The organism is uncultured Sneathiella sp., from assembly GCF_963976355.1.
Classification (GTDB): domain Bacteria; phylum Pseudomonadota; class Alphaproteobacteria; order Sneathiellales; family Sneathiellaceae; genus Sneathiella.
In genome coordinates this window covers 52,091-67,824 of sequence record NZ_CAXBKA010000008.1, presented here as the reverse complement: position 1 = coordinate 67,824, position 15,734 = coordinate 52,091, and the positions used below count along the sequence as shown (strand labels likewise).

14 protein-coding genes and 1 pseudogene are annotated in these 15,734 nt (G+C 51.8%); 12 read left to right on the top strand and 3 right to left on the bottom strand.

Translation table 11 applies throughout. The annotated features are described in order from the left end of the window. Window positions 1-3: 3 nt before the first annotated feature. The 7 genes and pseudogenes from urtB to AAC599_RS16400 all read left to right on the top strand — a co-directional run bounded on the left by urtB (window position 4) and on the right by AAC599_RS16400 (window position 6,100). Window positions 4-930: an urea ABC transporter permease subunit UrtB gene (gene urtB, locus AAC599_RS16430; RefSeq protein WP_340151494.1), complete on the top strand. Its 927-nt coding sequence runs from the start codon at window positions 4-6 to the stop codon at window positions 928-930. A 10-nt stretch (window positions 931-940) separates the two neighbouring features. Then, complete coding sequence (gene urtC, locus AAC599_RS16425; RefSeq protein ID WP_340151493.1) at window positions 941-2,086, top strand: urea ABC transporter permease subunit UrtC; 1,146 nt, start codon at window positions 941-943, stop codon at window positions 2,084-2,086. Between the two features lie 12 nt (window positions 2,087-2,098). Further along, window positions 2,099-2,845, top strand: a complete 747-nt coding sequence (urtD, locus tag AAC599_RS16420) for an urea ABC transporter ATP-binding protein UrtD (RefSeq protein WP_340151492.1) — start codon at window positions 2,099-2,101, stop codon at window positions 2,843-2,845. A 10-nt stretch (window positions 2,846-2,855) separates the two neighbouring features. Beyond that, window positions 2,856-3,545 (top strand): urea ABC transporter ATP-binding subunit UrtE, encoded by a 690-nt coding sequence (gene urtE, locus AAC599_RS16415; RefSeq protein ID WP_340151491.1) that lies wholly within the window; start codon window positions 2,856-2,858, stop codon window positions 3,543-3,545. Window positions 3,546-3,575: 30 nt separating this feature from the next. Then, the gene (fmdA, locus tag AAC599_RS16410; RefSeq protein ID WP_340151490.1) at window positions 3,576-4,808 is read left to right on the top strand and encodes a formamidase; all 1,233 of its coding nucleotides are present in this window, start codon (window positions 3,576-3,578) and stop codon (window positions 4,806-4,808) included. A gap of 61 nt (window positions 4,809-4,869) precedes the next feature. After that, complete coding sequence (locus tag AAC599_RS16405) at window positions 4,870-5,199, top strand: zinc ribbon domain-containing protein (RefSeq protein WP_340151489.1); 330 nt, start codon at window positions 4,870-4,872, stop codon at window positions 5,197-5,199. 215 nt (window positions 5,200-5,414) lie between these two features. Beyond that, window positions 5,415-6,100, top strand: a pseudogene (locus tag AAC599_RS16400) (IS6 family transposase). A 111-nt stretch (window positions 6,101-6,211) separates the two neighbouring features. Here the strand turns inward: AAC599_RS16400 and AAC599_RS16395 are convergent. Next, a complete protein-coding gene (locus AAC599_RS16395; RefSeq protein WP_340151488.1) occupies window positions 6,212-7,114 on the bottom strand; it encodes a LysR family transcriptional regulator in 903 nt (300 codons plus the stop codon). A gap of 143 nt (window positions 7,115-7,257) precedes the next feature. On the opposite strand from AAC599_RS16395, the gene AAC599_RS16390 reads away from it, so the two are divergent. From AAC599_RS16390 to atzF, 5 genes are read left to right on the top strand one after another with little or no spacing between them, the layout of a single operon-like run. Further along, window positions 7,258-8,871 carry an ABC transporter substrate-binding protein gene (locus AAC599_RS16390; protein WP_340151487.1) on the top strand — a complete coding sequence of 538 codons (1,614 nt, stop codon included), beginning with the start codon at window positions 7,258-7,260 and terminating at the stop codon, window positions 8,869-8,871. Window positions 8,872-8,874: 3 nt separating this feature from the next. Next, complete coding sequence (locus AAC599_RS16385) at window positions 8,875-9,900, top strand: ABC transporter permease (protein WP_340151486.1); 1,026 nt, start codon at window positions 8,875-8,877, stop codon at window positions 9,898-9,900. After that, entirely contained in the window at window positions 9,897-10,784 is an 888-nt protein-coding gene (locus tag AAC599_RS16380) for an ABC transporter permease (protein WP_340151485.1), read from the top strand. Before AAC599_RS16385 ends, AAC599_RS16380 begins: the two co-directional genes overlap by 4 nt. A gap of 2 nt (window positions 10,785-10,786) precedes the next feature. Further along, window positions 10,787-12,418, top strand: a complete 1,632-nt coding sequence (locus tag AAC599_RS16375) for an ABC transporter ATP-binding protein (RefSeq protein ID WP_340151484.1) — start codon at window positions 10,787-10,789, stop codon at window positions 12,416-12,418. A 17-nt stretch (window positions 12,419-12,435) separates the two neighbouring features. Continuing rightward, window positions 12,436-14,226, top strand: a complete 1,791-nt coding sequence (gene atzF / locus AAC599_RS16370) for an allophanate hydrolase (RefSeq protein WP_340151483.1) — start codon at window positions 12,436-12,438, stop codon at window positions 14,224-14,226. A 478-nt stretch (window positions 14,227-14,704) separates the two neighbouring features. Here atzF and AAC599_RS16365 read toward each other — a convergent pair whose 3' ends face one another. Together AAC599_RS16365 and AAC599_RS16360 are read right to left on the bottom strand one after the other, a co-directional pair. Continuing rightward, window positions 14,705-14,992 carry a gamma-glutamyltransferase gene (locus AAC599_RS16365; RefSeq protein WP_340151482.1) on the bottom strand — a complete coding sequence of 96 codons (288 nt, stop codon included), beginning with the start codon at window positions 14,990-14,992 and terminating at the stop codon, window positions 14,705-14,707. Between the two features lie 103 nt (window positions 14,993-15,095). Then, the gene (locus tag AAC599_RS16360; RefSeq protein ID WP_340151481.1) at window positions 15,096-15,521 is read right to left on the bottom strand and encodes an AEC family transporter; all 426 of its coding nucleotides are present in this window, start codon (window positions 15,519-15,521) and stop codon (window positions 15,096-15,098) included. Window positions 15,522-15,734 lie beyond the last annotated feature (213 nt).

The window sequence follows — 15,734 nt, the reverse complement described above, 5'->3', positions numbered from 1 at the left end:
GTTATGTTCGCTGATTACTCAATGGGGGAACTCGGGGCTATTTTCGCCATGCAGGGTTTTGCCGGCCTCATTCTCTTCTCAGTTTTTGTTCTTATGGCACTGGGCCTGGCCATCATTTTCGGTCAGATGGGCGTTATTAACATGGCGCATGGCGAGTTCATGATTTTGGGTGCCTATGTCACTTACCTGACCTCTAATTTATTTTCCGAATACATGCCGGCGCTGTTCAGTATGTATTTCTTTCTTGCAATGATTTTAGCCTTTATCGCGGCGGGCGCGCTTGGGATGTTAGTCGAATGGGCACTAATCCGCCATTTGTATAAAAGGCCCCTTGATACGCTTCTCGCAACCTGGGGCCTCAGCCTGATCATGCAGCAGATTTACCGATCTGTTTTTGGCGCTCGCGAAGTAGGCGTAACCATACCGGAATGGATGATGGGTTCCCTTCCGCTTACAGACATGATCGAAATTCCTATCAACGGCATTTTCGTTATGGTACTGGCAACCGGAATCTCCATAGCTGTTTATATCCTGATGTTCCGTTCCTCTTGGGGTAAACAGGTGCGGGCCGTCACCCAGAACCGCGTCATGGCCGGGGCGGTCGGTATTAACACGGAACACACGGACCGGCTGACCTTCGGCATCGGCTGCGGTGTCGCGGGTGTCGCGGGTTCCGCTTTTACCATGATCGGATCAACCGGACCGACAGCCGGACAGCTTTATATCGTCGACACTTTCCTGGTCGTCGTCTTCGGCGGGGCCGCCAGTCTACTTGGAACGATCGCCTCTGCTTTCTCTATCTCACAGGCGCAATCCATCATGGAATTCTTCCTGTCCGGCTCGATGGCCAAGGTCCTTACCCTTCTGACCGTCGTCGGTATCCTGATGTTACGCCCGCAGGGTCTCTTTGCTCTCAAACTCCGTAAATGAGGTTAGTCAGATGTTTTTGAACAAAAACCGCTTTTTCTCGAATACGGACCTTATAGGTTTCGCGCTTCTCGCCCTCCTGATCTTCGTGATATTGCCCGTCGGTCTGGACACCTTTCGTCTCAATCTGTTCGGCAAATATCTGACATATGCCTTTGTCGCGATCGGACTGGTGCTTTGCTGGGGGGCGGGCGGTATCCTCAGCCTCGGTCAGGGTGTCTTCTTCGGCCTTGGCGGCTATTGCATGGCTATGTTCCTGAAACTCGAAGCTTCCAGCCCGGAAGCGACAAAAATCCAGTCAACACCGGGTATTCCCGACTTTATGGACTGGAACCAGATCACCGAAATCCCATTCTGGTGGCAGCCGTTCCATAGCCTGACCGTCAGTCTCGCAGCGGTCATTATTGTTCCGGTTGTTCTTGCCCTCATTATTGGTGTCGCCATGTTCCGGCGCCGGGTCGGTGGCGTCTATTTCGCCATCATCACCCAGGCCATCGCAGCGATATTGACGATCCTGATCATCGGTCAGCAAGGGTATACGGGCGGCGTCAACGGCATCACGGATCTGAGAACTCTTAATGGTTGGGATATCCGCACCGACGATGCCAAGGCTATCTTGTATTTCGTTAATGGCGGTCTACTGTTTGCCTGCCTCTTCATTGCCCAGATGATCCGTAAATCCAAACTTGGCCGTATTCTGATCGCCATGCGGGATCAGGAGGACCGTGTCCGCTTCTCCGGATACGATGTTGCCAACTTCAAGATCTTCGTCTTTTGCGCAGGCGCGGCCTTTGCCGCTGTGGGCGGTGCGATGTTTACCCTGCAGGTAGGCTTCATGTCACCGAGCTTTGTCGGCATCGTTCCTTCTATCGAGATGGTGATCTTCTGCGCCGTTGGCGGACGCCTCTCCATTCTCGGTGCTGTGTATGGCGCCTTGCTGGTCAATCTTGCCAAAACAACATTTTCGGAGCTTTTTCCCGAGCTTTGGTTGCTTGGCCTCGGCGGTCTTTTCATTGCCGTTGTGTTGGCGTTCCCGAATGGGCTTGCGGGTATCTACAAGGATTATGTCGAGCCCAGGATAGTCGTGCTCTTTAAACGAAAAACCCATTCCGATGATGACGTAGGCAAATATAACCCGCTTGAAACAGCGGCCGAATAGGAGGAAGTGGCGATGAATGCACGACCGGATTTCCTGCTAACTGTTGAAAACCTGACCGTATCCTTCGATGGGTTCAAGGCGGTCGATAATTTAAGCTTCTATGTCGAACCTAACGAATGCCGCGTGATTATAGGCCCGAACGGTGCCGGGAAGACGACGGTTCTTGATCTGATCTGCGGTCGCACGAAAGCGACAAGCGGCAAGGTCGAGTTTAAAAATCAGGAACTCCTGAAAATGCGGGAGGACCAGATCGTCCATGCGGGCGTCGGGCGCAAGTTCCAGACGCCGACGGTTTATGAGGATCTGACGGTTTTTGAAAATCTCGAGATTTCATACCCGAAGGGACATGGGGTTTTCGGCGCACTGACATTTCGCCGCGATGACGCGGTGATATCCCGGATAGATGAGATTGCCGCAACAGTCTTTCTTGATGACTTGCTCGAAGAAAAGGCCGCTTTCTTGAGCCATGGCCAGAAGCAGTGGCTCGAAATAGGCATGCTGCTCATTCAAGATCCGGAACTGCTCATGCTGGACGAACCGGTCGCTGGAATGTCGGTGGCCGAACGCAAGAAGACGGCTGAACTTCTCAACCGCATCATTCAGGACCGGTCGGTCATCGTCATCGAGCATGACATGAAATTTGTTGAGGATATTGCGACGCGGGTCACCGTTCTGCATCAGGGTAAAGTCCTCTCGGAAGGATCCATGGTCCATGTGCAGGCCGATCCCAAAGTCATCGAAGTCTATCTTGGACACTAAGGAGGTAAAGATGTTAGCAGTTGAAAGTCTCAGCTCCGCCTATGGCGAATCCGAAGTGCTCCATGGGTTGAATTTCGATGTTTCTCCTGGGGAAATCGTCGCGATCATGGGCCGGAACGGCATGGGCAAGACAACCCTGATGAAGACCCTTATGGGGATCGTGCCGACTAAAACAGGAAGTGTTTCCGTTGACGGCTCGGCCATTCAGACCCTGAAATCCTATGAGCGGGTGGCCAAGGGTCTGGCCTATGTGCCGCAAGGCCGACAGATTTTTTCTTCCATGACGGTTGAGGAAAATGTCGATACCGGCCTGATCGTCACCGGCAAGAAAACGGTCAGCAGCGATATATATGAGCTGTTCCCCGTGCTCGTCGAAATGAAATCAAGACGGGGCGGTAACCTTTCCGGCGGGCAGCAACAACAACTGGCCATTGCCCGTGCGCTTGCCTCCGACCCGAAGGTCCTGTTGCTGGATGAACCGACGGAAGGAATACAGCCCTCCATTATCCGCGAAATGGCGAGGACGTTGCGCCGCATCCGCGATGAGCGAGGCCTCTCCATTATCGTGTCCGAGCAGGTCCTGAGCTTCGCGCTGGATGTCGCGGACCGAGTGCTAGTGCTTGAAAACGGTGAGTTCGTTCATGAAGCCCCACGCGCCGGGATCGATGAAGAAAAAGTCTCAAAATTCCTTTCCGTCTAACTAACCGAAGCAAGTCCACAAGGAGGCAATATGACTGATACAATTATTGAAGTGAACCTGAGCGAAAGCCCGCTTACCAACGAAAATATCCACAATCGCTGGCACCCGGATATTCCGATTGCCGTCTGGGTGAAGCCGGGCGATGACTTCAAGGTCGAAACCTATGACTGGACCGGTGGGCAGATCAAGAATGACGATGATGCCTCCGACGTTCGCGACGTGGAACTGGCGCAGGTTCACTATCTTTCCGGACCGATCGGCGTAGAAGGCGCGGAACCTGGCGACCTCCTTGTCGTCGATATTCTCGATATCGGCACAAAAGAGGAAAGCCTCTGGGGGTTCAACGGCTTCTTTTCGAAGCAAAATGGCGGCGGATTTCTCACCGATCACTTCCCGGAAGCACAAAAATCCATCTGGGATTTCGAGGGTATGTTTACCAAATCCCGTCACGTTCCGGGCGTGCGATATGCGGGCCTGATCCATCCGGGCCTGATCGGCTGTCTTCCTGACCGGAAGATGCTGGATATGTGGAACACGCGCGAGAAAGCGTTGGTCGCCACGGACCCGGAGCGCGTTCCGGAGCTTGCAACCCTACCCGACGGCGGTCCGACTGCTCATATGGGCAAGATGACGGGCGAGGCCAAGACCAAGGCCGCTGCGGAGGCCGCCCGAACGGTGCCACCACGGGAACATGGTGGTAACTGCGATATCAAGGATTTGTCGCGGGGTTCAAAAATCTATTTCCCGGTCTATGTCGATGGCGCCGGGCTCTCCATGGGTGATCTGCATTTCAGTCAGGGCGACGGCGAGATCACCTTCTGCGGTGCCATTGAAATGGCGGGGTGGCTGCATATCAAGGTATCGCTAATCAAAGAGGGAATGAGCAAATACGGGATCAAGAACCCGATTTTCCGGCCGTCACCAATTGCGCCCAAGTATGATGATTATCTCATCTTTGAGGGGATTTCCGTCGACGAGGAGGGCAAGCAGCATTATCTCGATGTCCATATTGCCTATCGTCAGGCCTGCCTCAATGCCATCGAGTATCTGAAGAAATTTGGCTACACTGGCGCGCAGGCCTATGCGATTCTTGGCACGGCGCCGGTTCAGGGCCATATTTCAGGTGTTGTCGATATTCCGAATGCCTGCGCGACGCTCTGGTTGCCGACGGATATCTTCGAATGGGATATGATGCCGAATGCGGACGGGCCCAAGAAATATCTCGATGGCTCCATCGACGTGCCGCTGGCACCCGATCTCTAAGACAAACTTCCCTTATCTATGAACGGGCGGGACACGATCCCGTCCAATTTTGGAGAATTTCATGCCGATTTACAGATATTCATGTGAGAACTGTGGCCCGTTCGATGATATGGCGCATATTTCCGATTATGCGAAACCCGGCTGCTGCCCGACTTGTGGCGCAAATGCACCGAGAATGATGTCCGCCCCGCGACTGGCCATAATGGAGGCCGGAACCCGCCATGCCCATGCGACTAACGAGAAAAGCGCGCATGAGCCCAAGAAATCTTCCCACGGACCGGGCTGCGGTTGCTGCGGGGGTGGCGGCAAGAAGATCAATTCCGGCACCCTGCATCGCCCGGACGGATCGAAAAGCTTCCCCGCCAAACGCCCATGGATGATTTCACATTAGGAAACATATCGTTGTCCTGCAAAGTCCGACCTGAGATCTGCGGGGCTTTGCCAGAACAAAATTGCTTGATGGCCCTAGAACCTGGTCGGCTATGAACTATAAAGCGGACTAGTTTTATCCGTGTCACAAATCAGGCACAATTTACCCATGAAAATTGGCGATAGACCTTAATTTCCCAGGATACCCGATTCTATGAAATTCCATAAGATCTTGGAATGAAAAAGCAGAACCCGTTTCGCCATTTCAAGACATCGCCTGAGATCATCCGTCTGGCGGTGATGATGTATACCAGATTTCCGCTGTCCCTTCGCAACATCGAAGATCTTCTCCATGAACGAGGGATCGACATTAGTCATGAATCCGTTCGCTACTGGTGGAACCGGTTCGGTCCAATTTTTGCCCGCGACATTCGTAAGAAACGATCCATCCGTCTTACAATTATTCAAACTGACGATGGCATCTTGATGAGGTCTTTGTGAAGATCAATGGAGAAACTCATTATCTGTGGCGGGCTGTTGGTCACGAGGGTGAAGTCCTGGAATCCTTCGTTACTAAATGCCGCGATCGCAAGGCAGCCCTGGTGTTTCTCAAGAAACTTATGAAACGGTATGGAAAACCACAGGAAATAGTAACGGACAGATTACGTTCGTACCGTGCTGCGATGACCCTGATTGGGAACGAAAAGATCCAGGAAACACGCCGTTCGTTGAACAATCGTTGCGAAAATTCACACCTACCATTTCGACGAAGAGAGCAGGTAATGCTGAACTTCAGGCGCTGGCGAAGTTTGCAGAAGTTTATATCTACTCACGCATCCATCCTTAATCACTTCAACCATGAACGCCATCTAATCAATCGAGAAACAATCAAACCTCAAAGAAATGTCGCACTGGTTGAGTGACGGCAACCTAGCGCGGCATAATAGAGGCTCTTTTGTGCCATTCTACGCCATTCAGAGAAGAGGTCGTATTAGTCTGACAGCACCATTTTGAGCCCTCAATAAGAATATGGCTCATACATCAAAGCGCTCTTCAAGTATTGCCGCGATCCGCAGAGCAAATCGAGCAGATGCGACCGGCAGCGTCCGTCCTTTTAGCTGACCTAGGAAGAGATTGCCGACCGGGATGTCCTTGCTGGAGATCTCCTTCGTAATAAAGGGTCGTTCGGAGTCCTGTTTTAAGCCAATCGGTATCTGAAAACCCAGGCATTTTTCCTGCAACACATAATGCCGGATAAATTCAAAAGAGTCCGTTTCAACAATTGGCGCCGTCATTCTGGACAGTCTATGCGCGGATGCCTCGATCAAATGGCGAATGGCAATATGAGTTGTAGGCAAAACATGCGGATAGTCCAAACAGTCTCTTAATCGGACTTCATCGAACTGTGCCAATGGATGATCTGGAGACATCAAAACGGTTACAGGTTGGGGTATCGCACAAATCACTTCAAAATCCACGAGGTGAACAGGCTCAAAAACCAGGGCCAAATCACTAGCAAATGTGCTTAATTCCTGCTCTGCCTCCGCTCTGTCCCTTACATTCACAGAAAAACTGACTCTGGGATGTTCGGCCCGATACTTTGCTATTTCTGCCGGTAAAAAATACGGAAGAAGTGCCTGAGAGCAGGCAATTGAAATATGCCCTCTGCGCTCACCGGAAAGATCTGCGACCTGGTTCTGTACGCGAACTAAATCCGAAATCTGGCTCCGGATATGCTGTAAAACCAACTCTCCGGCCGGATTCAAGCGGACGCCCCGAGGTAGCCGCTCAAAGATCTGAGATCCAAATTCCGACTCAAACCTCTGTATCCGGCGGTTTAACGCTGAGGCAGTAATGTTCATATCTTCTGCTGCTTTTCGAATGGAGCCCGCCCGGCTCACGGCTTCAATTAAATGAAATGTTTGCAAATGCTTCAAATTCAGCCTCCGTTATGAACCGCTGCAAAATATGCACCGCTTTTGTGAATTTATAGCATTTGAAATACCGCAAATAAAGAGGCACGGTCTAATCCAGTACGCAAGAATCCCCATCCGAATTATATGCGCTGAAAGGAAACAAGATGACTGTAGCGACGTCGAGAAGGAATTTTCTTAAAATGACAGGTGGGGCGCTGGGGGCTGCCAGCTTACCGTTCCTGAAAGTATTGCCTGCACAGGCCGCCAGCGGAGATGTCATTGTTGCTGTGACAGGCCAAACGATTAACAGCCTCGACCTGCACAGAAAAGGGACCAACAGGGCCAGCTATCAGGTTGCCGTGAACTGTTATGATCGCCTCGTGTCCTTTGGCACGAAAGAAGCCCCTGGTGGCGGTCTATCCTATGATTATTCCAAAATCGAGCCTGAACTTGCAGAAAGCTGGAGCGTCGCTGATGATGGATTGAAACTCACTTTCAAGCTGAAGAAAAATGCGACTTTCTGGGATGGCACGAAGGTAACCGCGGAGGATGTTAAATGGTCCTTCGACCGGGCGGTCTCTGTGGGCGGATTCCCAAGTGTGCAAATGAAAGCAGGCGGGCTGGTCAAACCGGAGCAGTTTGAAGCAGTTGACGATGAAACATTTGTTATTACCTTGGAACAAGCCTCCAAGCTCACTCTCCCGGATTTGGCCGTGCCGGTCCCTTTTGTCATTAACTCAAAAGTGGCCATAGCCAATGCAACGGAAAAGGATCCATGGGCGACCGAGTATCTTCACAATACGCCGGCCGGATCCGGAGCCTTCAAGGTAATCAAATGGAACCCCGGTGAACAGCTTGTGTACGAACGTAATGATGATTGGGTCGGCGGCCCTCTTCCAGCTGTGAAACGGGTCATCGTCCGGGAAGTACCAAACCCTTCCACGCGGCGTGCCTTGATTGAAAAAGGCGATGTCCAGCTTTCCTTCAACATTCCGAACAAAGATGCAAAGGAACTGGCGGACAAAGTGGATGTTTATTCGACACCCATCGAGAATTGCATGCATTGCGTTGGTCTGAATTATACGTTCGAGCCTTTTCAGGATCCAAATGTCCGCAAAGCCGTCGCTTACTCCATTCCGTACGAAGAAATCTTCCAGGCAGCTGCATATGGTCGAGGCGCTCGCTTGTGGGGCGGCCCTGAAACGATCGACTCAATCGAATGGCCCCGCAAATCTCCGTATTTCACGGATTTGGACAAGGCCAAAGAATTGATGGCCAAATCCGGCTTTTCCGAAGGTTTCTCTGTTCCCTTCTCCATCAGTCTTGGTCTCGCCGACTGGATGGAACCAACCGCCCTCCTAATCCAGGAAAACCTTGCAAAAATCGGCATTTCGACTGAGATCGAAAAGATACCTGGCGCCAATTGGAGAACCGCCGCATTGGTCGAGAAGAAGTTGCCGCTCCATCTCGAAAATTTCGGCGGATGGCTGAATACGCCTGATTACTATTTCTTCTGGGCGTACAAAAATGGGCATCTGTTCAATTCCTCCAATTACATGAACCCGGAAATTGAAAACCTCGTCGACAGTACGCTTCACATGCCAATGGATGATCCTAAGTACGCCCCGAATATTATGCGTATGTTCGAAATTGCCTTCGAAGATCTTCCGCGCATTCCGCTTTGGCAGCCCGCTCTCAACGTTGCGGCAAATGGGGCGAAGGACTACGAGTTCTGGTTCCATCGCCAACTGGACGTGCGTCCTTTGAAGGGAGCTTGATTTATGTCTCCTCGTTTGCGCGCCGTCCTGCTCAGGCTCGTTCAGGCTATTCCGGTTGTTATCGGCGTTGTGATCATCAGCTTTGTGTTGACCCGCGCGCTTCCCGGTGATCCTGCGGTCTATTTTGCCGGGGCGGCCGCAGACGAGGAGTCCATTGCCGAGATCAGAAAATCCATGGGTCTGGATCAACCTTTGCCATTGCAGTTCCTGCGATATGTAACCGATCTGATCCAGGGTGATTTTGGCCAGTCTGTTTCCAGTGGGCAGCCGGTTGCACAAGATCTAGCAAGCCGGCTTCCGGCATCACTGGAACTCACCTTGTCCGCTTTGATCCTTTCCTGTGCGATTGCCATTCCGATTGGGGTATTTGCGGCCAAGAAACCGGGTTCACTCGTCGACCAACTATGCCGGATTCTGGTGACGGCCGGGGTGTCCCTCCCCACATTTTTTACCGGTATTCTTTTAATCTATATCTTCTACTATCTGCTGGGAGTGGCGCCATCACCGCTCGGAAGGCTCGATTTCATATATATAGAACCGGATGATGTCACTGGATTCTACCTGATTGATTCCGTGATCGCGAACGATTGGGAAACATTTTTTGGCGCCCTCAAACAGCTCATTCTCCCGGCCATCACACTCGCCCTTTTCACGCTAGCGCCGATTGCGCGAATGACGCGCGCCGCCATGTTGAGCGCCCTGTCATCTGATTTCATTCGAACGGCGAGAGCTGCCGGACTCAATGATCACAAGGTGACTTATGGTTACGCGTTTCGGAATGCGCTCCTCCCCATCATTACCACACTTGGGATGGTCTTTTCGTTCTCTCTCGGTGCCAATGTTCTGGTGGAAAAGGTTTTTGCCTGGCCGGGCATCGGCTCCTATGCCGTTGAAGCCCTTGTCGTATCGGATTACGCAGCGGTACAGGGATTTGTACTGACCATGGCGCTTCTGTTCGTGACCCTCAATCTCATCATCGATTTGACCTACAGCCTCATCGATCCCCGTATAGGATTTGATACAAAATGACGGTACTCAATGGAAATGCGAATACGGGATCTGACGGCAAGTCATCCAGCATCTCCCATATACTTTATGTTCTCAAAGAGAATCCTGTCACGCTGATTGCCTTTGCGTTATTCGGCTTCTATGTCCTGTCGGCCATCTTCGGTCAGTATCTCGTTCCCTACGATCCACTTGCATCGGATTCAGAAAATGTTCTGCAACCTCCCAGCGTGAAACACTGGTTTGGCACCGACCCACTTGGCCGGGATGTATTCAGCAGGGTTATTTCCGCCACAAGGCTCGATCTTATGATCGCAGTCTCCGCCGTTGCGATTTCATTTGTGGTCGGCTCAATCCTCGGAAGTGCTGCAGGCTACTGGGGCGGCAAACTGGACATCATCCTGAGCCGCACACTCGATACTATCATGGCTTTCCCGATTTTTGTTTTGGCCATGGGAATTGTTGCCGCGCTCGGGAACACAATCGAGAACATCGTTTATGCAACCGCCATTATTAACGTTCCGTTTTATGCCCGGCTGGTCCGTGCCGAGGTCAACATCCGGCGCAACTCAGGCTTCGTTCAATCCGCCAAGCTCTCTGGCAATTCGGATCTTCGGATATTGGCGCTCCAGATCTTCCCAAACACGTTGCCGCCGATGATGGTGCAGATTTCGCTCAATTTAGGTTGGGCGATCCTGAATGCTGCGGGTTTAAGCTTTATCGGTCTCGGAGTGCGCCCCCCCACTCCTGAATGGGGCATCATGGTCGCCGAAGGCGCCAACTTCATCGTTTCTGGGGAATGGTGGCTGGCTGTCTTTCCTGGCCTTTGGCTGATGTTGGCGGTCTTCACCTTTAATCTTCTTGGCGACGGCCTGCGCGATATGGTTGATCCACGGCAAAGGACCTGATCATGCTGTCAATTAAAGACCTGAATGTTTCTTTTAGTACCCGGCGAGGGGCGGTCGATGCAGTCCGGGGTGTTTCCCTGGAAGTTCCCAAGGGCCAGATTCTAGGTGTTGTCGGTGAATCCGGGTCAGGTAAATCGGTAACGTCATATGCACTGATGCGAATTCTCGACAGAGGTGGAGTCATTCGCCAGGGGGAGATCAATTACAGCGGTATTGATTTGCGCCATGCGACGGAAAAACAAATGACAGAAATCCGTGGCCGCGAGATTTCCATGATTTTTCAGAATCCGCGCGCCGCGCTTAATCCCATCAGAAAAGTCGGACATCAAATAGAGGATGTGCTGCGCCAACACGCCCAAGCCACACGCCACACTGCGAAAGAAAAGGCGATCGAAGCCCTTGAAGCCGTAAAAATCAGAAACGCGGCGGAACGCTATAATGCCTATCCTTTCGAACTGTCTGGCGGAATGTGCCAACGTGTTGTTATTGCCATCGCACTTGCTTGCAACCCAAGGCTTCTGATTGCCGATGAACCGACAACCGGGCTGGATATCACCACTCAAAAAGCGGTCATGGACCTCGTTCAGGAATTAATCAGGGATCGAGAGATGAGCGCGATTCTCATTACCCATGACCTTGGTTTGGCAACAGAATATTGCGACCAGATATCTGTGATGAAAAATGGTGAAGTTGTCGAACAAGGTTCTCCGGCAAAGATCTTCACATCGCCGGATCATCCCTATACTCAGAAGCTGGTTAAGGCGACACCATCAAAAGGCCGCTCTATTCGGGATTTGCTACCTGATAGAGGAAACCTACCCCTGGCGCCGCGGCAAATCAGCGACGTTCCCCTGATTGAGGTTGAAAACCTCAAAAAAACCTATATTGGCAAATCCGGATCCGTTGATGCGGTAAAAGGCGTGTCCTTCAAAATATTCGAAGGGCAAACCGTTGGCCTTGTAGGAGAATCCGGCTGCGGAAAATCGACAACTTCCTCCATGCTGGTACGGCTATTGGACAGCAGCTCCGGCAGAATATTGTTTAACGGGGAAGATCTGACCAAGGTTTCCGCCAAAGCGTTTGCCAAAGATCCAAGGCGTACGCATATCCAGATGGTCTTTCAGGATGCGACTGATAGCCTCAATCCGCGCTTTACGTCCCGGCAATCCATTGCAGACCCGCTTAAGCAGCTACTGAAACTGCGAGGAGCAGCCTTGAATGAACGGATAGAGGAACTGGCAGATCTGGTTGGTCTTCCCTCGCATCTACTGGATCGGTTTCCCCATCAACTTTCCGGGGGGCAGAAAGCGCGTGTGGGTATCGCAAAGGCGATCTCCGTCAATCCCAAATTCCTGATCCTGGATGAACCGACGGCCGCCCTGGATGTCTCCATCCAGGCCATCGTTCTTAACCTTCTTGCTGACTTGAGAGCCAAACTGGGAATGAGCTTTCTGTTTGTCAGTCACGATTTGCAGGTGGTCAAGCTGCTAAGCGACTATGTCATTGTCATGCGTGACGGTGAAATAGTTGAACAGGGTCCTACCGATATCGTCATGAATAATCCTTCCTCCGAATACACACAGACCCTTCTGTCTACTGTGCCAAAGCCGCCCGCCGGAATGACTGCCGCTTGATTAGTATAGGTAAAACAATGAATAGCATCCCCTTCACAATCCCCGCATTGCATGACTCATACCGAAATGGCACTTCCGTATCGGAAATTGTTGAGCTTGCCTTTTCGCGAATTGAGGTGGTCAATGATCCGGGCATTTTTATTCACTTGCTGGAAAAGGAGGAAGTGCTCACGGCTGCCCGCGGCCTTGGTAAATTTGACGAAAGCAAACCATTGTGGGGAATTCCTTACGTTGTTAAGGACAACATCGATGTTGCAGGAAAACCGACAACGGCTGCCTGCCCTGACTTCACATATATCGCCAAAGAAGATGCCTTCGTTATCAAATGTCTGAAAGACGCCGGCGCGTTACTATTGGGAAAAGTCAATCTTGACCAGTTTGCCACTGGGCTTGTCGGGGTCAGATCGCCGTATACACCGCCAAAAAACGCCGTAGACCCAAGTATTGTTCCTGGCGGCTCCTCATCGGGTTCTGCCGTTTCTGTTGCTCATGGCTTCGCCTGTTTTTCGCTGGGCACGGATACGGCGGGCTCCGGCCGTGTACCTGCCGCCCTTAACAATATCGTCGGGTTGAAACCAACACTCGGCGGCCTGTCTGCCTCCGGCGTTGTGCCGGCCTGCCGAACTCTCGATACAATCTCTGTCTTCGCGATGACAGTCGAGGATGCTTACAAAGTATTTGAAGTTGCCTGCAGGTTTGATCCGGCCGATAGCTATTCACGACAAATATTAGCTAACCCACTGTCAACCATTCCGCCCCAGTTTAAAGTGGGAATCCCGGCCTCTAAATCCATAAAGTTTTTTGGAGATAAGGTGCAAGAGGCTTCATATCGTGCGGGCCTCAACAGCCTGTCTAAACTTGGTGCGGATATTATCGAGATCGATTTCACGCATTTTTATAACGTCGCCCAAATGCTTTATGAGGGAGCATGGGTTGCCGAACGCTATACGACTATCGAAGAGCTGATGGCGATTAACCCCGAAGCAATTCATCCAGTTACACGCAAAATCATTTCTGCAGCAGAGAAATTCTCGTCCGCAGACGTGTTTCGCGGAATGTATCGACTGGAACATCTGAAACGATTGGCAGAACCGATCTTGGCAGATCTGGATTATCTATGTGTTCCGACCATTCCGACTTTCTACAGTGTTGAAGATTTGGAAAAAGATCCTGTGACGCCGAATTCAAACTTCGGAACCTATACCAACTTTGTCAATTTGATGGATATGTGCGCCCTTTCCTTCCCGACCGGTCCCAGAAGTGACGGCCGCCCGGGTAGCTTGACTCTGCTGGCGTCAGCCGGTAAAGATGCCGAAATTGCGGTTATCGGACAGGAGTTGCAATCCCGGCTTCAACAAACGATGGGGGCCACGGATTGGTCGACCCTCCCATCCGTGCAGCAGGCAATCCAAAAACTCCACGCCAATGAAATTGAGATTGCCGTTTGCGGCGCGCATATGTCCGGTTTGCCGCTTAACAAGGAACTCACCTCGCGCGGCGGGCGCTTTATTCGAAAAGCTGCAACGGCAAATGACTATCAGTTCTATGCCCTGGCGGGAGGACCACCGGATCGCCCGGGACTGGTTCGGACCGAACCTGGAAAAGGGTTTGAGATTGAATTGGAAGTCTGGGCGCTGCCAAAAGATGAACTGGGATTCTTAATAGAAAACATTCCGTATCCACTTGCGATTGGAACGGTGCAATTGAATGACGGAACCAGCTTAAAAGGATTTGTCTGCGAAGCAGCAGGCATACAGGGTGCGAAGAATATTAGTGATCTTAAGACCTGGCGCCGGTACGTGGCCTGAATACAATCGATGGTATTGTCAGAAGAAAACTGCTTGGTGGTCATTGACTAGCGCGTCCGAGCACGACAAAAAATAGTAACGGACAGATTACGGTCCTATCGCGCCGCCACGAAGACGATCGGAAATGCCGAGGCTCAAGAGGTTGGACGTCGAAAGAACAATCGCAGTGAAAACCCTATCTCCCATTCCGACGAAGAGAGCAGGCGATGTTGAAATTCAGGCGGTTGCGAAGTCTGCAAAAATTTGTTTCCATTCACGCATCCGTCCACAATCACTTCAACCATGAGCGCCACGTAAACAACAGAGAAACATTCAAGCTTCAAAGAGCCACCGCACTGGCCCAGTGGTGGCAACTTAGCGTGGCACCTTTGTGCCATTCTGCGCCATACGGAGACCAAGTCGCATTCGTCTGACAGCCCCCCGTTTTGTTTATGGCCGGAACGGTCAGAACTTAATTTCCACCAAACTACGACCGCAATCATCGACCGATAGCATAGGCCTGCATAAGCCGTGGCGTTGCGGCAGCCTGCATCTGCCCGTCGGGATGTCGCATTGCAGCCGTCAGACGGCCCACTGTATTGGGGGCTGCCACGATTACCTCATGACCGAGTGCTCGCAACTCGGAAATAACTTCCTCGCCAATTGTTTCCTCAATCATCATCTTGCCAGGATTGGCATTCCGCGGGTAAAAAGAGCCTTGAAAATGCATGGAATGGAACAAGGGAGCGTCGATCCCCTCCTGTAGGTCCAGTCCGTGGTGCACCATCCGCAAAAAACCAGACAAGTTGCCCAACGATGAGGAGGAAAATCAGCAGAATGATGAGGAATAAGATTCGAACAGTTAAACTCGGTTTTGTAAAATGAGGGCTTTAGAGACGATGAAAATCCGCCGCGGCAATGATCAGATTGGCAATGGCGGCGGGCGGCACGCCCTTGGCGCCGAAGACCGCATGCAGGATGGGGAGCGCGATAAACCCCGTGTTGGTCTGGACGGTCGAGAAAGCCAGAATGGTACGATGCGCGAAACTCTCGCCCAGCCAGCGCCAGCCAAGGAGCGCGACAATCGCCAGAACCAGCAGCGTCCCGCCACCGAAGGCAATCCAGAAATCCCAGTTGAGGAGGGAGTCTATGGGGTCGCTGGCAACGATATGGAACATCAGCGCGGGCAGGCAGATGCGATAGACGAACTGTACCAGAGGCACGGCAATAGCCTCCGTCACCACCCCTGCCCTGACGCAGGCGTAACCGATAACGACAATCGCAAAGACCGGCAGTGTCAGGGCTAGAATTTCCATTTTACGCTGTCCAGAAATGAAGAATGGCGGGGGCCGCGGATACAGATTTTGCCGGGCCATTTTGCCCTGTTCGCGTTTTCCTTGCAATGGCGGGGTCACCGTGCTGGCATGTTTTCCCTTCCGCCAATTTGTTCGGAATAATGTATGATTTTGTGATCCAGGCAACTATACGAGCGACGAAAGGTTGCCTAAGCTTTGGCGGTCTTATCGGTT

Excerpts from the sequence above, each read along its gene's own strand:
- AAC599_RS16390 (WP_340151487.1), top strand. The coding sequence starts at position 7,258 with ATGACTGTAGCGACGTCGAGAAGGAATTTTCTTAAAATGACAGGTGGG.
- AAC599_RS16405 (WP_340151489.1), top strand. The coding sequence starts at position 4,870 with ATGCCGATTTACAGATATTCATGTGAGAACTGTGGCCCGTTCGATGAT.
- AAC599_RS16375 (WP_340151484.1), top strand. The coding sequence starts at position 10,787 with ATGCTGTCAATTAAAGACCTGAATGTTTCTTTTAGTACCCGGCGAGGG.
- AAC599_RS16360 (WP_340151481.1), bottom strand. The coding sequence starts at position 15,521 with ATGGAAATTCTAGCCCTGACACTGCCGGTCTTTGCGATTGTCGTTATC.
- AAC599_RS16365 (WP_340151482.1), bottom strand. The coding sequence starts at position 14,992 with ATGGTGCACCACGGACTGGACCTACAGGAGGGGATCGACGCTCCCTTG.
- urtD (WP_340151492.1), top strand. The coding sequence starts at position 2,099 with ATGAATGCACGACCGGATTTCCTGCTAACTGTTGAAAACCTGACCGTA.
- AAC599_RS16380 (WP_340151485.1), top strand. The coding sequence starts at position 9,897 with ATGACGGTACTCAATGGAAATGCGAATACGGGATCTGACGGCAAGTCA.
- urtC (WP_340151493.1), top strand. The coding sequence starts at position 941 with ATGTTTTTGAACAAAAACCGCTTTTTCTCGAATACGGACCTTATAGGT.
- AAC599_RS16385 (WP_340151486.1), top strand. The coding sequence starts at position 8,875 with ATGTCTCCTCGTTTGCGCGCCGTCCTGCTCAGGCTCGTTCAGGCTATT.
- urtE (WP_340151491.1), top strand. The coding sequence starts at position 2,856 with ATGTTAGCAGTTGAAAGTCTCAGCTCCGCCTATGGCGAATCCGAAGTG.
- urtB (WP_340151494.1), top strand. The coding sequence starts at position 4 with ATGTTCGCTGATTACTCAATGGGGGAACTCGGGGCTATTTTCGCCATG.
- fmdA (WP_340151490.1), top strand. The coding sequence starts at position 3,576 with ATGACTGATACAATTATTGAAGTGAACCTGAGCGAAAGCCCGCTTACC.
- atzF (WP_340151483.1), top strand. The coding sequence starts at position 12,436 with ATGAATAGCATCCCCTTCACAATCCCCGCATTGCATGACTCATACCGA.